This is a genomic window from Deinococcus alpinitundrae, from assembly GCF_009982895.1.
Taxonomy (GTDB): domain Bacteria; phylum Deinococcota; class Deinococci; order Deinococcales; family Deinococcaceae; genus Deinococcus; species Deinococcus alpinitundrae.
In genome coordinates this window covers 1-19,360 of sequence record NZ_WXZL01000016.1, presented here as the reverse complement: position 1 = coordinate 19,360, position 19,360 = coordinate 1, and the positions used below count along the sequence as shown (strand labels likewise).

Annotated in this window: 22 protein-coding genes and 1 pseudogene; 8 read left to right on the top strand and 15 right to left on the bottom strand. The window is 65.7% G+C overall.

What is annotated here, in order from left to right; translation table 11 throughout:
* Positions 1-63 precede the first annotated feature (63 nt).
* Positions 64-1,446, top strand: a complete 1,383-nt coding sequence (locus GUI70_RS14620) for a TrkH family potassium uptake protein (RefSeq protein WP_161883062.1) — start codon at positions 64-66, stop codon at positions 1,444-1,446.
* A 107-nt stretch (positions 1,447-1,553) separates the two neighbouring features.
* Entirely contained in the window at positions 1,554-2,213 is a 660-nt protein-coding gene (locus GUI70_RS14615) for a potassium channel family protein (protein ID WP_161883061.1), read from the top strand.
* 62 nt (positions 2,214-2,275) lie between these two features.
* Here the strand turns inward: GUI70_RS14615 and GUI70_RS14610 are convergent, their stop codons facing one another.
* The 4 genes from GUI70_RS14610 to proS form a co-directional block, all read right to left on the bottom strand.
* On the bottom strand, positions 2,276-3,775 hold the full coding sequence (locus tag GUI70_RS14610; protein ID WP_161883060.1) for a 2-phosphoglycerate kinase: 1,500 nt from the start codon (positions 3,773-3,775) through the stop codon (positions 2,276-2,278).
* An 87-nt stretch (positions 3,776-3,862) separates the two neighbouring features.
* Positions 3,863-4,546, bottom strand: a complete 684-nt coding sequence (locus GUI70_RS14605) for a DUF1345 domain-containing protein (RefSeq protein WP_161883059.1) — start codon at positions 4,544-4,546, stop codon at positions 3,863-3,865.
* 9 nt (positions 4,547-4,555) lie between these two features.
* A complete protein-coding gene (locus tag GUI70_RS14600; protein ID WP_161883058.1) occupies positions 4,556-4,795 on the bottom strand; it encodes a hypothetical protein in 240 nt (79 codons plus the stop codon).
* A gap of 37 nt (positions 4,796-4,832) precedes the next feature.
* Positions 4,833-6,317 (bottom strand): proline--tRNA ligase, encoded by a 1,485-nt coding sequence (proS, locus tag GUI70_RS14595; protein ID WP_161883057.1) that lies wholly within the window; start codon positions 6,315-6,317, stop codon positions 4,833-4,835.
* Between the two features lie 86 nt (positions 6,318-6,403).
* Between proS and GUI70_RS14590 the strand changes: the two genes are divergently transcribed.
* On the top strand, positions 6,404-7,213 hold the full coding sequence (locus GUI70_RS14590) for a nucleotidyltransferase family protein (RefSeq protein WP_161883056.1): 810 nt from the start codon (positions 6,404-6,406) through the stop codon (positions 7,211-7,213).
* Positions 7,214-7,259: 46 nt separating this feature from the next.
* Entirely contained in the window at positions 7,260-7,526 is a 267-nt protein-coding gene (locus GUI70_RS14585) for a DUF2171 domain-containing protein (protein WP_161883055.1), read from the top strand.
* Positions 7,527-7,649: 123 nt separating this feature from the next.
* Here GUI70_RS14585 and GUI70_RS14580 read toward each other — a convergent pair whose 3' ends face one another.
* The 3 genes from GUI70_RS14580 to GUI70_RS14570 form a co-directional block, all read right to left on the bottom strand.
* Entirely contained in the window at positions 7,650-8,303 is a 654-nt protein-coding gene (locus GUI70_RS14580; RefSeq protein ID WP_161883054.1) for a TetR/AcrR family transcriptional regulator, read from the bottom strand.
* Positions 8,304-8,442: 139 nt separating this feature from the next.
* Positions 8,443-8,985 (bottom strand): hypothetical protein, encoded by a 543-nt coding sequence (locus GUI70_RS14575; RefSeq protein ID WP_161883053.1) that lies wholly within the window; start codon positions 8,983-8,985, stop codon positions 8,443-8,445.
* A gap of 135 nt (positions 8,986-9,120) precedes the next feature.
* A complete protein-coding gene (locus tag GUI70_RS14570; RefSeq protein ID WP_237724940.1) occupies positions 9,121-9,708 on the bottom strand; it encodes a hypothetical protein in 588 nt (195 codons plus the stop codon).
* 88 nt (positions 9,709-9,796) lie between these two features.
* Between GUI70_RS14570 and GUI70_RS14565 the strand changes: the two genes are divergently transcribed.
* Positions 9,797-10,153 carry an MGMT family protein gene (locus GUI70_RS14565; protein ID WP_161883052.1) on the top strand — a complete coding sequence of 119 codons (357 nt, stop codon included), beginning with the start codon at positions 9,797-9,799 and terminating at the stop codon, positions 10,151-10,153.
* Between the two features lie 22 nt (positions 10,154-10,175).
* On the opposite strand, the gene prmC is transcribed toward GUI70_RS14565, so the two are convergent.
* The 7 genes from prmC to GUI70_RS14530 form a co-directional block, all read right to left on the bottom strand.
* Positions 10,176-11,057: a peptide chain release factor N(5)-glutamine methyltransferase gene (prmC, locus tag GUI70_RS14560; protein WP_237724939.1), complete on the bottom strand. Its 882-nt coding sequence runs from the start codon at positions 11,055-11,057 to the stop codon at positions 10,176-10,178.
* A 27-nt stretch (positions 11,058-11,084) separates the two neighbouring features.
* Positions 11,085-11,663, bottom strand: coding sequence for a Jag family protein (locus GUI70_RS14555; protein WP_161883051.1), 579 nt, complete (start codon positions 11,661-11,663; stop codon positions 11,085-11,087).
* Positions 11,664-11,739: 76 nt separating this feature from the next.
* Positions 11,740-12,252 carry a DUF427 domain-containing protein gene (locus GUI70_RS14550; protein ID WP_161883050.1) on the bottom strand — a complete coding sequence of 171 codons (513 nt, stop codon included), beginning with the start codon at positions 12,250-12,252 and terminating at the stop codon, positions 11,740-11,742.
* Positions 12,249-13,364, bottom strand: coding sequence for a DNA topoisomerase IB (locus GUI70_RS14545; protein ID WP_161883049.1), 1,116 nt, complete (start codon positions 13,362-13,364; stop codon positions 12,249-12,251). The genes GUI70_RS14550 and GUI70_RS14545 overlap by 4 nt, the downstream gene beginning before the upstream one ends.
* Before the next feature lie 2 nt (positions 13,365-13,366).
* Positions 13,367-14,104 carry a uracil-DNA glycosylase gene (gene ung, locus GUI70_RS14540; RefSeq protein ID WP_161883048.1) on the bottom strand — a complete coding sequence of 246 codons (738 nt, stop codon included), beginning with the start codon at positions 14,102-14,104 and terminating at the stop codon, positions 13,367-13,369.
* 150 nt (positions 14,105-14,254) lie between these two features.
* Entirely contained in the window at positions 14,255-14,878 is a 624-nt protein-coding gene (locus GUI70_RS14535; protein WP_237724938.1) for a helix-turn-helix transcriptional regulator, read from the bottom strand.
* 40 nt (positions 14,879-14,918) lie between these two features.
* Positions 14,919-16,013, bottom strand: coding sequence for a S1C family serine protease (locus tag GUI70_RS14530; protein WP_161883047.1), 1,095 nt, complete (start codon positions 16,011-16,013; stop codon positions 14,919-14,921).
* 112 nt (positions 16,014-16,125) lie between these two features.
* Between GUI70_RS14530 and GUI70_RS14525 the strand changes: the two genes are divergently transcribed.
* Positions 16,126-17,064 (top strand): DNA-3-methyladenine glycosylase 2, encoded by a 939-nt coding sequence (locus tag GUI70_RS14525; RefSeq protein WP_161883046.1) that lies wholly within the window; start codon positions 16,126-16,128, stop codon positions 17,062-17,064.
* A gap of 82 nt (positions 17,065-17,146) precedes the next feature.
* On the opposite strand, the gene GUI70_RS14520 is transcribed toward GUI70_RS14525, so the two are convergent.
* Positions 17,147-17,653, bottom strand: a complete 507-nt coding sequence (locus GUI70_RS14520; protein ID WP_161883045.1) for a GNAT family N-acetyltransferase — start codon at positions 17,651-17,653, stop codon at positions 17,147-17,149.
* A gap of 161 nt (positions 17,654-17,814) precedes the next feature.
* On the opposite strand from GUI70_RS14520, the gene GUI70_RS14515 reads away from it, so the two are divergent.
* The gene (locus GUI70_RS14515) at positions 17,815-18,738 is read left to right on the top strand and encodes an IS630 family transposase (protein WP_161883044.1); all 924 of its coding nucleotides are present in this window, start codon (positions 17,815-17,817) and stop codon (positions 18,736-18,738) included.
* A gap of 410 nt (positions 18,739-19,148) precedes the next feature.
* Positions 19,149-19,268 (top strand): annotated as a pseudogene (locus GUI70_RS14510) (IS5/IS1182 family transposase); the annotation flags it as partial.
* Between the last annotated feature and the right edge of the window lie 92 nt (positions 19,269-19,360).

Genomic DNA, 19,360 nt, shown 5'->3' with positions numbered 1-19,360 from the left:
TAGCTGAGAAGCCCTGCCGGGAAGGCGGGCGCGGCAGCCGGGGTGTAGAATCGCTCCCCTGCCATGCGACGTCCCCTCCTGAGCCGGTTCCGTTTCAAGCTGTTTAATTTCAGCAAATTCAGCCCCCCGCAGCTCATCGCCCTGACCTTTGCCGTGGCCATTCTGCTGGGCGCGCTGCTGCTGCACGCGCCGCTCGCTCACCAGCCGGGCCACAGCCTGAGCTGGGTGCAGGCGCTGTTCATGTCGACGAGTGCGCTGTGCGTCACCGGGCTGGCGGTGGTCGATGTGGGCAGCACCTTCAACGTGTTCGGGCAGCTCGTGGTGCTGGCGCTGGTGCAGATCGGCGGCCTGGGGATCATCACCTTCGGCACGCTGTTTGCCTTCCTGCTGGGGCGGCGCATCAATTTTTCCGAACGCGTGCGGCTGGCGCAGCAGGTCTCGGCCTTCGAGGTGGGCGGGGTGGTGCGCTTGATTCGCCAGATTTTCATCTTCACCTTCAGCGCCGAATTGATCGGTGCGCTGCTGCTGGCCCTGCGCTTCGTGCCCCAGGAAGGCTGGGAACGCGGGCTGTATCTGGCCGTGTTTCACGCCGTCAGCGCCTACAACAACGCTGGGTTCAGCTTGTACGCCGACAACCTGATCGGCTTTGCCCGCGACCCTCTGGTCAACCTGGTGATCGGTTTCCTGGTCATTCTGGGCGGCATGGGCTTTATCGTGCAGATCAATCTGCTCAGCCACTGGCGCAATCCCCGGCGCGACCGCATTCTGGTGCACAGCAAGATCGTGCTGACGGTCATGGGCGCGCTGCTGCTCGGCGGGCTGCTGCTGTTTCTGGTGTTGGAGTGGAACAACCCCGCCACCCTGGGACGGCTCCCCTTCGGCGATAAGTTGCTGGTCAGCTTCTTTCAGAGTGTGACGCCGCGCACCGCCGGGTTCAACACCGTGGACTACGCACTGGTCAGATCGCCGACGCTGTTTATCACCATCATCCTGATGTTCATCGGGGCCAACCCCGGCTCGACTGGCGGCGGCATCAAGACCTCCACCTTTTTCGTGATGATGATGGCCGCCCTGAGTTTGGTGCGCGGGCGCGGCGACCTGGTGGCCTTCGGGCGGCGGGTGGCGCGCGAGACCGTCGTGCGGGCCATGACCGTGGGCCTCCTGAGCATGGGGCTGGTCAATATCGGCGTGCTGCTGATGCTGATCGCCAACCACGACGACACCCTCTCGTTCGAGCGCCTGTTCTTCGAAACGGTCAGCGCCTTCGGCACGGTGGGCCTGAGCATGAACGCCACGCCCCTGATGAACGCCAACCAGCAACTGATTTTGCTGGTGCTGATGTATTTGGGCCGCATCGGGCCGCTGACCTTTGCCGTGGCCTTCGGCAACCGCACCAGAAGCGAACTGGTCAAATACCCACCGGAACGCGACATTCTGATCGGCTGAACCGCGCGGCTAATCCTGCCCTTCCCCAAATACCCTAGACTCTGGCCTCAGATGCCCCACTCTTCTTCCCCCTTCTTACTTGCCACTTCCCGCGCTCCGCACAGCGCATGAAAGCCAAACAATGCCTGGTCATCGGCCTGGGCCGCTTCGGTACGGCGGTGGCGACCACCCTCTACGAGATGGGCCACGAGGTCGTCGCCGTGGACCAGCAGGAAGAAAACGTCGAGCGGGTGCTCAATCTGGTGACGCACGCCGCCATTCTGGACGCCACCGAGGAGCGGGCGCTGCGCTCGATCGGCGTGGCCGACTTCGACGTGGTGATCGTGGGCATCGGCACCGATGTGCAGGCCAACATCCTGGCCACCATGAACGCCAAGAGCCTGGGCGCGCAGTACGTGGTGTGCAAGGCCATCGACGAAATGGCCCGGCGCGTTCTGGAACGGGTCGGTGCGGACCTAGTGATCCGGCCTGAGCACGACATGGGCGTGCGGCTGGCCCGCCAGATCGCCACCCCCAACATCGTGGACACGCTCGATTTGGGCAGCGACTACGCCATCGTGGAGGTCGAGACCAACGAGCGGCTGCGCGGCACCCTCAAGGACCTCAACCTGAGTAACCGCTTCGGGGTGCAGGTCATCGCCATCAACCGCAGCGGGCGCATCGAGATCACGCCGCGCGCCGAGGAAGACATCCGCCCGCACGACAAACTGGTCCTGATCGGCACCAGCCATTCGATTGACGAACTGCGGCGCTTTTTGGGCAGCTAGGGTTGGGCAACTGAGGTTCGGGCAGCGAACGGGCGGCCCATCCAGACTGGCCCGCGCCGGACCTAGAGCGGCTCGGCGGCCTTGGCCAGCCCGATCTGTTCGAGCCTCAATTCCTCCTGGCCCAGCAGGTTCAGGCGCTCGGCGGGCGACAGTTCGGTGAGCAGGCGACGCATTACCACGTCCACCGCCTGATCAGCGGACTCGTCGATCGACAGGCTGTCGAGCAGCGGCACGTCCAGCCGCCGGGCCAGGCTCTCCAGGTCATCTTGCATGGCGCGGATTTCCTCGAAGTAGCGCATGTAGCGGTGCAGCGGGCGGCTCTGGGTGGTCTGCTTGTCGCGGGCCTCGAAGTGGCGGCGGTGCTCGTTCTCGTCGGGCAAGGTCACCAGCATCGGAATGACGATGGCCCCGTGCCGGGCGCTGAGGTAGCCCGGCACCAGATGAACGCCTTCGAGGACCACACTCATGCCCTCCTCGATGCTGCGCCGCACCACCGCGTCCAGGCCCACGCTGACCTGCTGCACCTGTTCGCGAAACCCGGCCAGCAGCGCCTCGGTGCTGGGGTGCTCGGGCGGCTCGGCATTGGGACCGACCAGCGCCTGCCAGGCACTGAAGGTCGAGGCATGCAGGGTGGGCAGCAGCGCTGGAGACACCATCGAGCGCATCACTTCCCGGATGCTGTCGGTGCTGACCACGCGGGCGATGCCCAGCCGGTAAGCGATCTCGGCGGCCAGGTAGCTCTTGCCCGTGCCGCTCACGCCCCCCAGCAAGATGACCAGTGGGCGCGGCGGGTGGCGAATGACTTGCAAGAGGCGGTAGCGCGCCGCCACTTCCGGCCCCACTTCTGCTTCCAGGAGTTGCTCGACGCGCTCACGAATCACCCGGCGCTCGACCAGACGGTCCTCTGCGCCGCGCAACTGGCGCTGGGTGGTGCGGGCCACCTTGCGGGCCGAGTCGGGCGGCACTCCGGCAGCCAGCAGCGACTGGGTGAGAATCCCCTTGGAAAACGGCGTGGGCGCGTCGCCGCCGCTGCCCATGACCCCCAGTCGCCCCCGGTTCTCGCGCAAAAAGCGGTAGGTCAGCTTGAGCTGATCGCCGTAGAGGTCTTGCAGGGTGCGCTCGGTGAGGTCGTCGATTTCCGAGACGCTGAGCGACCGGACTCCCAGTTGGCGCAGCCGGATGTCGATCTGGCTGGCGACGGCGTAGGCTTCGCGCGGCGGCAACCCGGTGTCTTCCAGGCTACGCGAGAGCACCCCGCGCGAGAACGGCAGGGCACCCTTCTTGGCGACCACCAGAATGTCCTCGAAGGCGGCGGTCTGACGCTTGACGTCACCGGCCAGTTCCGGGCCACCGATGTCCTGGGTCACCTCGACCAGCAGGTCCTTGAGCTGCGCCGTGGAGACGCTGACGCGCCGCCCGGCCCGCAGTTGCGCCTCGACCCGCCGCGCCACCGCCGCCGCGACCTCCGGCGAAGCGCCCGCGTTGAGCAGCGACTCGGCCACCAGACCCCGGCTAAACGGCCACTGCCGACCAGCGCTGCCAATTTGAAGTTCCCGCGTCACTGCGCCGCATTCTAAACGCTCGCACCCAGAAATGCTGAACGGCACCCCGGCAAGCTGACATTCCCCTGACAAAACGCGGGCCGGTGCTCACGACAGCAGGCTGCTAACCGCACTAATCGCCAGCGCGATGATGACCACGCCGTAGACGTAGGAAATCAGCGCGTGGCCGGTCAGCAACCGCCGCATCGGACGCTGATCGAGGTCGGTGTCGGACACCTGGTAGGTCATGCCGATGGTGAAGGCCAGGTAAGCGAAATCGAGGTAATCGGGTTCGGGGGTGGCGGGAAACTGCACGCCGCCCTCGGGGGGTTCGTAGTACAGGTGGGCATAGCGGAAGGTGTAGATGGTCTGGATCAGCAGCCAAGAGAGGGCCACGCTCAGCAGGGCCGCACCGATCAGCAACCCCTCCAGCAGCGGCTGATTTTTGAGACCGTTGGCCCGCGAAAGTGCGAACATGACTCCCGCCAGGCTCACCAGCGAGGTCAGGATGGCGATGACCCCCGACGCCCGCCTGCCGTTGTCTTCCTGACGGGCCAGATCACGAATCCAGTCGCCGTCCACCGCGTAGATCAAGCGCCACGACATGATCAGGTAACTCGCCGCGAACACCAGCCAGCCAGTCAGAACGCGCAGTTCCCAGGGAAAAGCCCGCCAGCTCTCACGGTGCGGGAGGAAAGCCGACAGCAGCCAGCCCAGCACCCCCAGCCCGAAGGCGAACCCCAGCCGCAAGGGAGCGAGCGTGTGGGCCGAGGGCGGCGGCGCGGTGATCATGTGCTCAGCTTAGCGGGCCAGCCAGCGCCGCTTTATGAAGTCCGGTTCCACATCGCCAGGGCTGCCAGGTTTGCCCACTTCCCCAGTGGCCCGGTCCTTGAGGCTGAGGCTGCACCCCACCACCTGCAAGATCAGCGTGGACGGCGCGGCAGAGCGGTGGTCATCGGTGAACAGACCGAACACATGCCAGGAGAAGCGCTGGCGACGGGCGGTATCGCTGATATGGACGCTTGCCCGCCGTTCACTCAAGCCTGGGGCACTTCCGTGGGCTTAAATTGCTCTTTGGTCAGTACTGCCGCCCGAAGATTACCCGTTTGCCGTAGGCGGCGGGCTGACCGGTATGCACGCACACGCCCTCCTCACGCTCAGCGAAGAACTCGGCATCGTCGAGTGGGATGTTGCGCGCCGTCGCCTTGGTGTCTTCCTTGATCTGGCGCTCGCTCTCGGCGTCACCGCTGTGGAAGGCCCGCACCCATTTGCCGTCCTCGATGGCCGCCTTGAACTCGTCGTAGCTGTCCACCGTGACGGTGTTGCCGAGCATGAAGTCGGTGGCCCGCTTGAGTAAGAAGGACTGAATGGCGTCCAGTCGGGCCGTGATGCCGCTGACCGCGTCCTGGCGGCTGAGGGTCTCCTTGTCCTCGCTGGTGCGGTTCTTGACAATCACCACGCCCTGCTCCAGATCGCGGGGACCAAGTTCGATGCGCACCGGAATGCCTCTCAGTTCCCAGTCGTTGTACTTGAAGCCGTTGGTGACGCCATCGCGCTTGTCCACCTTGACGCGCATGCCCTGGCTCCGCAGCTCGGCAGCCAATTTCTCGCCTTCCACGACCATCTCGTCGAAGTTGTCCTTGCGGCCCACCGGAATGATGACCACCTGAATCGGGGCAATGTTGGGCGGCATCATCAGGCCCTTGTCGTCGCCGTGGGTCATGATCAGCGCGCCGATGATCCGGCTGGAGATGGCCCAGGAGGTCGTGTAGGCGAACTCTTCCTTCTGGTCGCGGGTCTGGAATTTGACGTCAAAGGCCTTGCTGAACTTCTGGCCCAGGTAGTGACTCGTTCCGGCCTGGAGCGCCTTGCCGTCGCGCATCATCCCCTCGATACTGTAGGTGGCGCTGGCCCCGGCAAAGCGCTCGGAAGCGGTTTTCTCGCCGCGCACCACCGGCAGCGCCAGAATGTCGCGGCAGAACTGGTGGTAGAGGTCCAGAATCATCCGCACCTCGGCTTGGGCTTCCTCGGCGCTGGCGTGGGCGGTGTGGCCCTCATGCCAGTAGAACTCGGAGGTTCTGAGAAACGCCTTGGTGCGCAGCTCGGCCCGGAAAACACTGCCCCACTGGTAGTGCAAGAAGGGCAAATCGCGGTAGGAGTTGAGCCAGCCGCTCCACATGTGCCCGATGATGGTTTCAGACGTGGGCCGCAGCACGTAGGGTTCGGCCAGCACCTCGGTGCCGATCTTGTTGACGGTGAACAGTTCCGGCGCGAAGCCCTCGACGTGGTCGGCTTCCTTCATGATGAAATTCATCGGAATCAGCGTCGGGAAGATCAGCGATTCGTGGTCGCGGTCCTTGAAAGCGTCGTCGAGCCAGCGCACGATGCGCTCCCACAGCGCCGAGCCGTAGGGCTTCATCACCATCGCGCCCGCCACCGGGCTGTTGTCGGCAAGGTCGGCCTTCTTGACGACCTCGTTGTACCAGTCGTTGAAATCCACGCTCTGGGGCGTCACGCCGTACTGCTGGGCTTTTTTATCCTGGTTGGGCTTGCCTTGCGTCATAAGCTGCATGGTAGCAAGGTCGGCGGGACCTTTGAGATCCGCCACCTGGCCGAGGCGTAGTGGCGACGGACTGGCTAGAGTTGAGCATGTCACCTGAGTTGATTCGCACCCTCGCCGCCCGCCTGGCCCAGATTCCCGGTGTACGGGCCGTCACCCTCGGCGGCTCACGCGCACGCGGCCCGGCCCAGCCGGACTCGGACATAGATCTGGGCTTGCACTACCGCGCCGAACCCAGCTTCGATCTGGCTGCGCTGAATGCCCTGTGCCGCGAGCTGGACGACGCCGGAACCGCTGAGGCCACTCCGCCGGGCGGCTGGGGACCCTGGGTGGACGGCGGCGCGTGGCTGACCGTGCGGGGGCAGCGCGTGGATTTCATTTACCGCGAGCTTGGCCGGGTCGAGCACAGCGTGAACGACGCGCTGGCGGGCCACATCAAGCTGCATGCCCAGCCGGGCCACCCACACGGCATCCACAGCCACCACTACGCGGCGGAGCTGGCACTGGGGCAGGTGCTGTCTGATCCGGGCGGCGAGCTGACGGCCATCAAAGCGCGGCTGGGCGGCTATCCGGCAGCGCTGCAAGCCGCCCTGATCACCCACTACGCCTGGCAGCCCGACTTCTGGCTTTACGGCGCGGCCAAGGGCCAGCAGCGCGGCGACGTCCACTACGCCCAGGGCTGCGCGTATCAGGCGGTCATGGCGATGGTGCAGGTTCTATGCGCCAGGGGCAGCGTGTGGCTCACCAACGAGAAGGGAGCGGTGGCACTGGCTGGGGCCGTGCCGGGTGCGCCCGACGACTTTGCGGCGCAGGTGAATGCGGCGCTGGCTGGTACCGATCTGGACGCCTTGGGGACACTCGCCTCGAACCTGAGCACGCCTGTCTCAAGGTGGCCTTGACACTGCCCACATGAAAGCACCGGCGCGCGAGGGGTAGCCTGCCTACATGACCAACAACGATATGAGCCAGGTGGACAACGCCCTCGATCAGGAACTGCGCGCCTCGATCACCGAGCACCTTCAGGTGAAAGACGTCAACGGCGAGCACGTTGGCACGGTCGACCATATGGACGGTGACCGCATCAAACTGACCCGTACCGACAGCAATGACGGCCAGCACCACTACATCAACCTCAGCGATGTCAAGAGCGCCGACGCGGTGGCCGTGTATCTGGAAAAGGCTCGCGCCGATCTGGATATGCAGAGCGAGTAACAAACCAACTGCGCGGGAGAGGGCCGCCGGGGAAACTCGGCGGCCCTCTCCCGTGGCGCTCCATTTGCAAATAACCTGAAAAAACCCCGGCGGCGTACTCCGGGGCCGGGTCACACCGAGCGTTCAGGCGCTGGTCAGCGTCAGCTCAGCTTGCAGATAATTCAGCAGCGCCCGCAGCGAGGTGTTCAGCTCCTTTTCGAAGTTGACCATCAAAGGTTTCAGCTCGGGGTGCAGCAGCAGTGTGCGGTGGGCCGGGGCTTCCTCGGTCAGGTGCTGCCAGCCCACGCACAGGGCGTCGGTATGCACCAGCACCCGCATCGCCACGTCGGGCGGGTAGGGCAATCGGGGAGCGGCGGCCTGCATCAGCGCCAGCACCTGCTGACGAAAGCTGACCGCCAGCTCGCTGCGCTCCAACACACTACCGAGCAGCAGTTGCAGCCGCCGCATCGCCTCGAAGCCGCGCAGACTCTCGGTGATCACGTCGGCCACATCGTTGGGCTGGCTGGGCCGCCGCTCCTCGAGCAGCGCGCCGAGCTTGGTGAACCAGGCCTGATAATGCTCGGAAAGCAGCGCCAGAAACAGTTCTTCCTTGGTTTCGAAATACAGGTACAGGGTACCCTTGGCGAGCTGCACTTCACGGGCCACCTGATTCATGCTCAAATCGGCGTAAGCGGTGGTGGTCCACAGACGCTCGGCAGCGCGAAGGATATCGCCCCGGCGGACGAGTTTTTCTTCGGGGCTGCGGGCGCGGGCGGGGCGGGGTGGGTGGGTGGCCATCTGGCTGACCCTACGGGATGCTTAGACGGCTGACTGTGAAGGCGTTCACTGGAGAGCAGCTTGCCCAATGAAGGCTAAACGCCGTGCCTCATGGAGGTTTGGTGAATTGCCCGCGCAGGAAAGTGATTGGGGATTCAGTCTATAAATCGCTCTCGCCCGTGACTCGGCCGTCGTTGGTCTGTGAATCGCCGTCACTGAAGAATTCGCGCTGGGCCTCGCGCAGCTCGCTGCGGGCCGTGCTGAGGTGCTCCAGCAGTGCCGGAAGGTCCTGCGGCTCCAGAGCGAAAGCATCGTCGGCCCCGATGCCGCTGTCAGGGTCGAGTCGGCGCAGCAGCACCGCATTGACGCCCTGATCATCCAGCCCCTCGATCCTCACGCCCCAGTTGGGCGCTTCTTCCGGATAGAGGAAGTCGTGGCGCTGCCCCTGCTGCGCGCCCAGCACCGCCCGGCGCAGCACCGAAGCATTGGGCACGAAGGTCTTGAGAATTTCGCGCTCGCGTTCGGGGTCCTCGGGCCACTGCACCACCCGCAGTTGCAGCACCGGCCCCAGCTCCGGGGTGCTGATGTCGGGATTGGGCGCGGCGGCGATGTCCACGCTATAGGGAACGGGATGGTCCTCGGTGCGCTCCAGGCTGCCCGTGACGAGCCGGGCGCGGATGCGGTGCTGGGCGGTGGTGTCCATGCCGCCAGAGTATCCGTTGGCGGCGCAGCGCGGATAAACCCCGGGTTGGGAGAAGGTTCAGGCCATCAGCGGCAGCGCGCCGCCAGAGCCGCCAACAACCCGGCGCGCGGCTCCAGATTCAAGGCGGCAGCCAGGTCACGGCACAGGTCCAGCGCCCCCCTCAGCTTCTCGCCCGCACCGCTTCTCGGCGCGCAGGTGAGGCCGACCCAGGGCAAAGCGGGCCAGCCGCAGCAGAGCGGCACGCACCCAGGTCAGCAGCTCGGCGGCCCGCAGATGCTCTCCCCTGGCGGCCACTGCCAAAGCAAAAGTCAACGTGTTGAGCGCTTGATCATAGATGAGCTGCGGCTCCTGGGGCGTCCAGACTGGCCCCGCTGCCCATTCGCCGAGGATGCGGGCAAGCTGGCCGTCCTCGTCTTTGATCCGCATGGCGGCGATGTCGGCGTGAAGAAAGGGCCAGGCGAGGATGTCGGCCAACTGTGCGGCGTCCATCACATGAAGTTCGATGCGGTGCAGCAGCGGCGTCAGCTGTTCCAGGAAAGGGCGGGAACTAAGCGACGCGCCGGGGCGCAGATACGCGTAGTACTCCAGGTCGCTGTAGAGGTCGTCTTGCCGCTCGCCGTTCAGGTACTGGATGCGGCTGCCGTAGGCCAGGGCGTGCGACACGCGGGCGTCGGTCCGCAGGGCCGTGCGAATCCGGGCGTCGAGGTCGTCCAGGCTGAGCATGCCCGCAGCTTAGCGCCGGGCTCGCGGACTGCGGGCCAGCATGACCGGCTGTTCCCGGCTCCCCGCCGTGCCCGCTAGACTGCGGCGTATGACTTCTCCAGAGCAGGACCTTCCCGCCCTCGAAGCCCGCGTGATCGCGCTGGTGGCCCAGATTCCGCCGGGCCGGGTCGTGACCTACGGGCAACTCGCCACCCTCGCCGGACAGCCGGGCGCAGCGCGGCAGGTTGGGTACGTGATGAACGGTCTGCTCGAAGGCCTTGATCTGCCGTGGCAGCGGGTCATCAACGCGCAGGGTAAGGTCAGCACCGACAAGCTGGGCTTCGGCGACATTCAGCGCGGGCTGCTGGCCGCCGAGGGCGTGGTGTTCGATGCAGCCGGGCGCTGCGATCTGGGCCAGTACCAGTGGTGGCCGGATGACGCGCCGGGACAGGAGCGGTTACTTTAATCACGGTGTCGTGAACGCCGCTTCAGGACCCGTCGCGATTGGCCTTCAGAAAACGCCCGCGCCCCGTCAAGTCCGGGTGAACCTCGGCAGTCCAGTTCGCCGCGCACGCTTCGGCGGCCAGCACCTCCACATTGCGCGGGTCGAGTTCGAGCCACAGTGTGCCCCCAGGAGCCAGCACGCGGGGCGCGTCATGAACCAGGCGGCGGGCCAGATCGAGGCCCTCGGGGCCGCTGTAGAGGGCCAGGGCCGGGTCGAAACGGACTTCCGGCTGCGCTCCAGCTCGGTCGGTTTCCGGCAGGTACGGCGGGTTGCTGAGCAGCAGATCATAGGGACCGCTCAGCCCGGTCAGCAGATCGGCCTGTACGAACGCCACGTCCAGGGTATTGAGCTGAGCATTCCGGCGAGCCAGCGCCAGCGCCTCCAGGCTGATGTCGCTGCCCGTCACATCGGCGTCGGAACGGACCTGCTTGACGCCCAGCGCCAGCGCTCCCGTGCCGGTCCCCACGTCGAGCACGCGCGGCGCGGCCCACCCTGGAAGGCTTCGCAGCGCCATGGTGAGCAGCAGTTCGGTTTCGGGGCGGGGAATCAGGGCGGCGGGCGAGACGTGCAGGTGCAGGTCAGCCCATTCAATGGGACTCAGTAAGTACTGGAGCGGCTCGCGGGCCTCGCGGCGACGGGTAAGGTCTTCGAGGTGTTGCCACTGCCGCACCTCGACCGGCTGATCGCCGCGCATCAGCAGGTCAAGGTGGCTGAGGCTGGCGACCCGCTGCACCATCTCGCGGGCGTCGTACTCGGGCGAGGGCACGCCCGCTTGCCGCAGCCGCTCGGTGGTCTCCCGCAGGGCCAGCTTGAGGGTGTAGACCTGAGTGCCGCTGAGATCCAGCCGCATGCCGTCGGCGCTCATCTGAGCGAACAGGTCATGAACTGGGCTTCATTCGGTCATCTCGGTGCGCGGTTTGATCACCAGGTGGCGGCCTGCACCCTCACCCACCGACTCGGTGGTGACCAGCGAATGATCCTTGAGGGCCACATGAATGACTCGGCGCTCGGCAGGCGACATCGGCTGGAGTTCGTGGGGTTCGCCGCTCTTGGCGACCTGCACCGCCATGCGCTCGGCCAGCTTGGCGAGGTTGTCGGCCTGGCGGCGCTTGAAGCCCCCGGCATCGACCCGCACCCGCACGTCGCTGCGCCCGGCATGCTTGGCGAGCACCGCGTAGGCTAGCACCTCGATTGCGCCCAGAATGCGACCGTCGCGCCCCGCCAGCTTGCTGGCCCGCTCGCCGCCGATCTCGGCTTCCAGCGCGTCGCCCACATCGCGCACGCTGAGGGTCAGGTCGCCGCCCAGATGCTCGACGACGCCGCTCATGAACTGCTCGAAGACGGCCAGCGGTGCTTGATGTTCGGCCACCAGCGCAGCGCTGCCCAGCGCCACCTCGACCACATTCGGCGCTTCGTCTCCCTCGCTGATGCCCAGATTGGCGAGGTAGTCGTCGAGGTTCGGTTTGTCCATACCCCCGAGTTTACCCTGAGTTGCTGACAGGCCTCTGTCATCCGGCGCTCAGGGCCAGGCACCCAATCCGCTCCAGCTACCAGCCCATCGTGCCCGGCGCGCCCTTGAACGGCCCCTTGATGTCCGCCGTGATCCAGCCGCCGTAAAACTCGCCCGGCTGCGGCGTGACCACTTCGCCGGCCACCCGGCACTCGTCCATCGCTCCGGCGTAGACCGCCACGCACCCGGCCATCTCACGGAAGGCCAGGGTGGGGCGTTCATAACTCCACCCTGCCGCTCGCACCACCCGCTCACCGCCGGTCAGGGTCCAGTAGGTCGCCGCGCCCTTGAATTCGCAGCTGCTGCTGCCGCTGGCCCGGCCGAGCACGCCCGCCTTGAAAGCGTCGGGCGGCAGGTAGTAGCCGGGCGGGTGCGAGGTTTCCAGCACCCGGAAGGCGGGCGCGGTGCTCCAGTCGGTATCGGCGATCAATTCGCCGCCCAGCCAGATCTGGAGACGTTTGCCGGTGTGTTCCAGCCGGGGCGGGCGCGGGTAGGCCCAGACCGATTCCTGGCCGGGCGCGGTGGGGTCGGGGGTAGGACGGGGTGTCATGCGGCGCTCTCCTTGGGGGCTTTCTCTCGGTGACTTTTTTCTGTGGGAAGCTTCTGTTTCTGACTGGAGCTCTCAGCTCGGCGGCCCCGGTGTAGCGAGCGCTCGCTCTCCAGCAGCCGCTTGAGCGCTGCCTCGCTGCGGGTCAGGCCCTCAAATGCGGGCGTCCTGGCGGCGCGGGCCTCGTAGTCGTCGAGCACCTTGCCCGTCAGGTGGCGGTCGAAAATGACCGGGCAGATGTAGCTGCCGCGTGTGACGGCGGGCGTGTTGCCGAGGTCGGTGGCCACATACCTGACGCACTCGATCAGCTGCTTGCGGGCCACCTTCTCGTCGTCCGCGACTCCAGCCTCGGCCAGAAATTCGGCGGCCAGCAGCGTGCCGCCCCAGGTCCGGAAATCCTTGGCGGTAAACGGACCAATGACCTCGTGCAGGTAAGCGTTGAGGTCCGCCGAACGAAGGCGGCGGCGCACGCCCCCGTCCACCGACTGAAACAGCCAGGGACCGGGCAGATCGAGCAGTTTCCGGAGATTGGCGGCCAGCGTTTTGTCCACCGTCTGCTTGTGCTGCCAGATCGAATGCTTGCCCTTGAAGTCAAAGGAAATGGTGTTGCCCTCCACCCGGACATGCTTCTGGCGCAGAGTCGAGAGGCCGTAGGTGTGGTGGGTGCGGGCGTAAATGTCGCTGCCCACCCGGAAGCGCGCCACATGCAGCAGCCTGGTCATCAGGGCCAGCACCTTGCGGCGCGGGAGGCCGCCGTCCCCATCAGCGGGCAGGCGCAGATCGGTGGCGGTCATAGTGCGCAAATCGGGCAGCGCTCCGGCAAAGCGGATCAGCCGCTGCCACTTCTTGGTGGCCCCAGCCTGCACGAAGTCGGCGTGGTAGCGGTACTGCAGGCGACCGGCGGCGTCACGGCCAAACGCCTGCACCTCGGCGTCAGGGTCGGGGCTGACGAACACGTCCTTGTACGCGGGCGGCACCGCCAGGGCCGCAATGCGCTTCAGGGCCGCCTCGTCGGTAAAGGGACTGCCGTCGGGCCAGATGTAAGTGAACTTGCCCGGTTCGCGGCCCTCGCGGCGCAGGTACTCGTCTTGCAACAGATCGGTGCGCGACGGCACGCCTACCCGCCTGCCTGCATCGGCAGTTGCCAGTCGATGGGCGTGCGCCCCGCGGCTGTGAGGGCCACGTTGACCTGGCTAAATGGCTTGGTCCCCATGAATCTGGTGACGCTCAGCGGGCTGGGGTGCGCCGACTCGATGATGACATGCTGCGGCCCGGTGATCAGTTTGGCCTTCTTGCGGGCGTAGGCTCCCCACAGCACGAAGACCACCCGCTCGGGCTTGGCGTTCACGGCCTTGATAACCGCGTCGGTAAACGGCTCCCAGCCTTTCCCGGCGTGGCTGTTGGCCTCGGCCTGGCGCACCGTCAGCACAGCATTGAGCAGCAGCACCCCCTGGGCAGCCCAGGGACGCAAATCGCCGTGCCGGGGAACCGAGAAGCCCACATCGTCGCGCAACTCCTTGTAAATATTTTGCAGACTCGGCGGCACCCGCACGCCGGGGCGCACGCTGAAGGCCAGCCCCTGCGCCTGACCCGCTCCGTGGTAGGGATCTTGCCCCAGGATCAGCACCTTCACCTCGTCCAGCGGGGTGAGGTTCAGGGCATTAAACACGTCTTCCGGCGCGGGAAACACCGGACCGGCGGCGCGCTCGGCGGCCACGAACCGCATCAGGGTCTGAAAGTACGGCTGGGCAAACTCGGCGGCCAGCGCTCGCTGCCACGACGCGGACAGGTCGGGCACCGAAGCCGGAGCCGTGTCGGCCTCGCTCCCGAACAGGCCAGGTTGGAAGTCGGTCATGGCGGAATTAAAGCGCAGGGCAAACCGGGCGATTGTCTGAAATGATGAAGGCGGGTTTGAGGGAAAGGCAAAGGAATGAGTGGTGAAGCTGGACCGCCTTGCTCCCAGCGCTTTTCCCGCGTTCCGCGAACACCTCCTTCCCCGGCAGCCTCACACGCTCAGCAGCCCCAATTGCACCCCGCGCGTCACGGCGGCGGCGCGACTGGAGACACCCAGCTTGGAGTAAATGGCCTGGGCGTGAAATTTGACGGTGTGCTCGCTGACGCCGAGCTGCTTGGCGGCGCGCTTGTTGCTCAGGCCCGCCGCCAGCAAGTCGAGCACCTCGTGTTCGCGCGGGGTGAGGTGCAGGTCGCCGGGCAGCGCGCTCAGGAGCTCGTCGTCGGGGGAATCCGGCTCCGCGTCGTCGGAATAGGGCTTGAGGCGTTCGGCCTGCGCCGCGCTCACCGCCGCCAGTCCAGTCGCCGCCGCCAGCACGCCCGCCACCAATTCGGTCGGCCCAGCGTCCGGCGGCAGGGCGGCCCAGCCGGACAGGCCCAGTTCGCAGAGCGCGTTGGCCCACACCGGCCCGCCGAGCGCCACCACACCGCCGGAAAAATCACTCAGGGCGTCCAGATCGTGCAGGGCCGCGTCGTCGAGCACCACCACGTCGGCCTCGCGGACGCTCGCCGCGAGACTCAGGCCCGCTTCCAGCACAAAGGCGCGCACCCCCGCCGCCGCAGCGGGAGAGCGCACGCCGATGTGAACGCGCAGATCAGCGAAAAGGGCACTCAGCACAGCGTCAAGCCTCGCACGTTTGAAGCCGGGCGAGGCCGGTTTAACGCTCTCCCAGCGTCACGGACACGTCCTGCTGGCTGCCGCCGCGCAGCAAACCCAGCGTCAGCGTTTCACCAGCCCGGTCACGCACAGCGTCGAGCAACTGCACCGGATGGTGAATCGGCAAGCCGCCCAACGTCAACACCACGTCGCCGAGCATGATTCCGGCAAGCTGGGCAGGGCTGGCCGGTTCGACCTGCACCACCGTCAGGCCGATCTTGCCCCGGCGCGGCCCACCGCCCGGACCCCCGCGCCCGTCCCAGCCCCGTTCGCTCCAACCGCGCCCATTCCAGCCGCCCCGGCCACCGCGTCCCCAGGCTTCACGGCCAGGTCCTTCGCGGCCTGCACCTTCCCGGCCCCAGGGACCGCCCCGGCCTTCCCGGTTCCGGCCGCGTTCGCCGCGCCCGGAAGCGGCACCTCCGGCTCCAGCCGTGGGCTGCCCCGCTTCCGGCGGTGTCTGCCCGGGCTGGACCTGTTCCGGCTGGGCTTGTTCCGGGAAGTGTACCGGCTGGGTACCGATGCCAAGGTAGCCCTGCGGTACCCGGCCATCGCGGGAGAGCAGACCCGCCACCCTGAGGGCGCGCTCGGCAGGCACGGCCAGCAGTTCGCCGCGCGACAGGCCCGCGTTGGCAAGACCGATCAGGCCGCCGCGCGCGTCGAAGACGCCGCCGCCCGACACACCCCGGAACGGCGTGGCCCCGGTGGGCATGAAACCGCGCTCCGGCAGTGCCGCGCCGAGAAAGCCCAGCGCCGCTTGCACCCCGCGCTCCGGGCGGGCCACCACGCTGAGCAGTTCGCCGACCTGCGCGCCCTGGCTGGCAGTCACGGGCGGCATGTTCAGGTCGGCCACGCGCAGCAGGGCCAGATCGCTGGCGTGCTGGCGGCCCACCACCTGCGCGGTCAGTTCACGGCCATCGGGGGTGCGGACCTGCACCTCGTCGCCGGGCAGCACATGGGCCACCGTCAGAATTTCGTTGTCGGCAGTGACGACGCCGCTGATGGGACGGCCCGAGAGCACCGTCACGACCGATTGGGAAGTTTGGGAAACAGCGCTGGCGAGCGCTTCGGACAGATCTGAAAAAGTATTCTTGGTCATGGCGCTATGGTGCGCTTTTGTGGACCGCACGACTTCCGCCGAATGGTGGGCTAGCCGTTCGGGGAGGGCACTCCTGACAGGGGGTTGTCACTTCCCGGCAGGACACTGGGTTATGCACCGCTCAACGCACCCTCTGCCCGCCGCACCGCCGTTTGATCTCCAACGCAGCCTCGCTTTCCTGAGGGGTTTTTCCCCGATGCAGGGGGAGCAGACGACCGACGCCGCTCTGCTCAAGGCCACCCGTTTGGGCCAACAAACAATCGCCTTCCGGATCACGCAGCACGGCCCGCCCGCCGACCCGAAACTGGCCGCCGAACTGTTCAGCCCAGGGTCACTTGGTAAGGCGCAGGCCGAGCGCTTGCTGGAACGCCTGCGCTTTTTTCTAAGTCTGGACGACGACCCGGCAGCGCTGCGGGCCAGGGCAGCCCACGATCCAACCTTCCTGAAGGTGCTGGACGCCGCAGACGGCTACCACCACGTCAAGTTCCTCACACCGTTCGAGAACGCGGCCTGGGCCGTGCTTTCGCAGCGCTCGCCGCTGAACGCGGCCCGCCGTGCCAAGCAAGACCTCACCGCACAGTTCGGCGGCAGCCTGGACGTGGACGGCCAGCACCTGAGCGCCTTCCCCGAGGCGGCGGATCTGCCCACAGACGCGGCAGCACTAGACGCCGTGCTGGGCAACCCCCGCAAGAGCAGGGCGCTGGCGGCAGTGGTGGCCGGGTTTCAGACGGTCAGCGAAACCTGGCTCAAAACCGCTCCTGACGCCGAGATCCGGGCCTGGCTGCTGGGGCTGTACGGCATCGGCGCGTGGTCGGCCTCGTTTATCCTGCTGCGCGGGCTGGGGCGCATGGGTGGGGCGCTAGACGTGCCAGGCGACAGCGTCTTCATGCGCGAGATGTTGCGGGCGGCTGAGCCGGTGTACGGTCCCCTGACGCCGGATGAGCTGCGCGGGAAGGGCGCAGCGTACGGCGAATTGGAAGGGCTGTGGGCGCATCTGTTGCGCGCTCACGGCGAGGAAGCGGCTCGCCTGAACGTCCTCTCTCCACCATGACTCGTGTTGACGCCTGCTCCCACACCTTCCCTGATGCCCGACAGCCCGGCGGACCCGAATCACCTGTCTCCAGCCTGACTTTTTACCTGGCCCGCCCAGCTGTTCGCCTCACCACGTACCGCGTCACCGCCACCACCGCACCCTGATACGGCTCCGGCTCCGCCTCGCCCTCCTCCACGAAGCCCAGCCGCCGCATGAGCGCGTGCGAGGGCAGATTCGGCGCGTGAACGGTGGCCGTAACTTCCTGGAGCTTCAACACCTCAAGGGCGTGCGAGAGCAGCAACCTCCCTGCCGTCAGTCCGAGGCCCTGCCGCCAGTATGGACGTCCGATGCCGATGCCGAACTCGCCCGAGTGGACGGTGAGGAAAGCCAGATCAACGTGGCCCGCCAGTACGCCGTTCAGTTCTATACCCAGGCGGAGAAAGTCCGGACCGGATTCAGCAATCATGCTGCGCCAGTGTTCACGTACCCTGTCTGGCGCGAGGTTCAGCGTCCAGTCAGCGGCGCGGCAGAACTCTTCGTCGGCAGCCCAGCGCACGGCGGCTTCCTCGTCACCGGGGCGCAGGCGACGGAGTGTGGGCTGATCCATGTCGGCCATTCTCCCGCAGGACCCGCTCGGCCACGCGCTCCCCAGAAGCCCGGTATCCGAATCAAAGCAAAAACCCCGTCTGAAACGGGATTCTATGTGGTGCACCCTAGAGCATTTGACATAATAGCTGCATGAATACGGTGGGGGTCCGTGGATAGAGCTTGGAGCTTCGGACTCGGATTGTCGCCCTGGTACTGGAGGGTGCTTCGCCGGACGAAGCGGCGAAATATTTCTCTGTGCATGTCGATACCGTCAAAAATTATCTGAAACGTCACCGCCAGAACACCCTGCACATTGTTACCAAGCCGACGGGCCGTCACCGCACGGTGACGGCCCGCCACGAGCAACAGCTGCTTGCGCAGCTCGAGACCCACCGAGACGCAACCCTGCAAGAGCATGCAGACCTGCTGGAAGCCGCCACAGGGTTGAAGATCAGTTCTAAAACGGTTGACCGCGTCTTTCGCCGCCACAAGATCACCCATAAAAAAACGCTGGTCGCCAGAGAACACCGTGAGGAACTGCAAACGCAGTTCCTCAACGCTCTCGCGCCCTCCCTTGAGCAACCCAACCGTCTGGTTTTTCTGGATGAGCGTGGCTTCCATCTCGCGATGACGCGTGGTGATGGGCGTGCTCCCAGTCATGAGCGGGCGCTTGACCGAGTGCCGAGGAATCATGGGAGAAATCAAACGTTGATCTGTTCACTGCGCTTGGCTGGTCCGCAGGCCGCCATGGTCATTGACGGCGCGTTGGATGGTGAGGTCTTTGAGTGGGATGTCAGAGACATGCTCTGTCCAACGCTTCACAAGGGACAAGTCGTTGTGCTGGACAACCTGTCCTCCCATCACCGAGCGTCCATTCGGACGCTCATCGAAGCTCAGGGCGGCGAGATGCTATTCACCTCACTGTACAGTCCGGATTTCAATCCCATTGCGTTGATGTTCTCCAAAATCAAAGCCCTGGTGCGCGGTGGTACCTGGCGGGTCGTTCCCGACTTGCTCAACGCTATTGGCAGCGCTTTAGACGCTGTGAAGCGCTTGGAGATCGAACACTGGTTCAAACACGCCCATCCCCAGGTTCTATTGTGACAAATGCTCTAGTGGATTCGAACCACTGAGCGACCGCTTAGAAGGTCATTTCTCTCGCTTGCCCTCCGAACGTTTTCCCACCCTGCGCTCGTTTCTACAGTTCGACTTTCCTATGTTCACCCTTGCCACGCTTATGCCTTGCTCCAAAGTCTGCTACATCAGACCGGCGATCATGGCGGCGGCCTCTTCCAGTTCATCATCGAATACCTGCCGGTCTCAGTACCGGACACCTTTGTCCAACCGCGCCCAGTGGGGACGACTGAAGAGGTCACTTTCTCACGGTCTGGCAGCAAGAGGGGCAGTGTTCTGAGTGTGTGACGACTCCAGAACCTACCCATTTCCAGCCTAGAGGCTGGTTGAGACGTGATTGAAATTTAGCTGAATGATTTTGCCGCTGGCAAACTGGGGTGATGGATCGCCGCACGTACCCGAGTGATGTCGATGACGAGACGGACCACTTTCTATTGCCGTACCTGGCGTTGACCCCTGAGGATGCCCCGCAGCGGAAATTTCCGCTGCGGGAGGTGATCTTGCTACGGTGTTGTGGAGGAGGAGTTCAGTCTGATCGACAATGGAGACTGACATGACTGCCAGCAAACACGAGTACACCGCCGAGTTCAAA